This window comes from Candidatus Cloacimonadota bacterium (assembly GCA_011372345.1).
Taxonomy (GTDB): domain Bacteria; phylum Cloacimonadota; class Cloacimonadia; order Cloacimonadales; family TCS61; genus DRTC01.
In genome coordinates, this window is the sequence record DRTC01000330.1 from 1 (window position 1) to 1922 (window position 1922).

2 protein-coding genes are annotated in these 1922 nt (G+C 35.1%); one reads left to right on the forward strand and one right to left on the reverse strand.

The window, feature by feature from the left end:
- Positions 1–95 precede the first annotated feature (95 nt).
- Entirely contained in the window at positions 96–1280 is a 1185-nt protein-coding gene (gene coaBC, locus ENL20_06340; protein HHE38173.1) for a bifunctional phosphopantothenoylcysteine decarboxylase/phosphopantothenate--cysteine ligase CoaBC, read from the reverse strand.
- A 128-nt stretch (positions 1281–1408) separates the two neighbouring features.
- Between coaBC and ENL20_06345 the strand changes: the two genes are divergently transcribed.
- On the forward strand, positions 1409–1922 hold a 514-nt coding region (locus ENL20_06345), incomplete at its 3' end, for a hypothetical protein (protein HHE38174.1).

Here is a 1922-nt window from a genome sequence, read left to right on the forward strand (position 1 = left end):
TTGATATTCTCTTGCTTTTCTAACAAGATTAGAAATCTTCAGTTATTATATATTTTTGTTGTTCGTTTATTAGTTTTGCTTGTCTCCTCGGAGTTTTAACGAAGATGGATTCGTTGCTGATTTTTTAAAATCAAATCCAAAATCTTGTGAGCAACAAAAAATTTATTTCCGCTGATCTTTTCCTCGATATTTTTCCCTCTGAAGAAAGCTGATGTTTCATCTTTTTCAGCAACTTTCAAATCATTAGCTACAATAAAATCGAGGTTCTTTTTCTGCAATTTTTGACGAGCATTTTTTATAATATTTTCCGATTCCGCAGCAAAACCAACCAGGATTTGTTCTTTGGTTTTAATTTTTCCAAGTTCGGAAAGAATATCTTTTGTCCTTTTCAAATCAAGTTTAAGATCCTCACCTTTTTTGATTTTTTGTTTTGAAGGATTAGCGGGAGTAAAATCACTGACTGCTGCAGTTTTTAAAATTATCTGGTTTTCGGGAAATTCTCTGATCGTTGCCTGAAACATTTCTTCAGCATTTTTACAAGAGATGTTGTTAATGTAAAACGGAACTTGTTCCGTTAAATTTCCGGAAATTAATTGAACATCTGCTCCCCGAATAAAAGCTGCTCGAGCTAAAGCCAAACCCATTTTCCCGCTGGAAAAATTTGTTATAAATCTCATCGGATCGATATTTTCGCGAGTTGCTCCAGCTGTGACCATGATTTTCTTTCCAATCAGATCTTTTTTATGATTCAGGAATGTTTTCACAAAATAGACAATTTCAACTGGTTCTGGAAATCTTCCTTTTCCTTCATATCCGCAGGCAAGTTTCCCGGAATCAGGTTCTATAAAAAAGTAACCGAGTTCAGATAATTTCCTGATATTCTCCTGTACTATCGGATTTTCATACATATGAACATTCATTGTCGGCACAAAAAGAACCGGAGATGTCGTTGCCATGATAGTCGTCGAGAGCAGATCGTCGGCAATCCCGGAAGCGACTTTCCCGATGATATTAGCAGTTGCCGGAGCGATAACTGAAATATCTGCCCAATCTGCCAGCGAAATGTGTTCTATTTCAGCATTGATATCGAACATTTTGGTGACAACAGGTTGATGTGTGATGGCTTTGAAAGTTATGGGAGAAACAAATTCGCAGGCATTTTTTGTCATGATAGTTTTAACTACTGCACCTTGTTTTGTTAATTTGCCGGCAAGGTCAACAGCTTTATAAACTGCAATTCCTCCGCTAATTCCGAGCAAAATGTTCTTGTTTTTTAACATTTTTTACTCCCTGAAATTTATGGCTTTTACATTCCCGAAACCTGCTCCTTTTTGTAAAGAATTTTGTTTTTATTGACAGAAAAATCATCATTTTAATTTATTCGAGTCAATAAAGAAGAGGTGTTATCATGAGAAAAAAGACATTTACGCTTATTTTTATTACACTGATAATATTATCATATTCACTATTGATGGGAGATAACCTGGAAGAAACTTTAGGAGCATTAGTCGAAGATGCTGCCATCAGTTATGTTGATCCGGTTGTTTCTGCTTTTGGTTCTAATCTGAACGGAGGATGGTTCCATCGCGTTCCTGATGCTAAAAAAATTGGTTTTGATCTGGAAATTGGCTTTGTCGGGATGGCTACTTTTTTTACGGAAGCAAATAAATCCTTTCATTCTAGTGGAAATATTTTATTTGGTGAAGATGATGCAGAAAAAATGACTGAATTTATGGAAGACGATCCTGATTTAAAAGATTATAGAGAGGATGTGATTGATGCGATTCTAGAACAAAATATTCCAGTTGAAATATCTGGTCCAACAGTTGTTGGTTCTGCAGATGAGAATATTGTTATTTATATGCCTGAATATGAGATTTCTTTCGATTATTATGATTCAGCTGTTCAGGATACATTAGAAA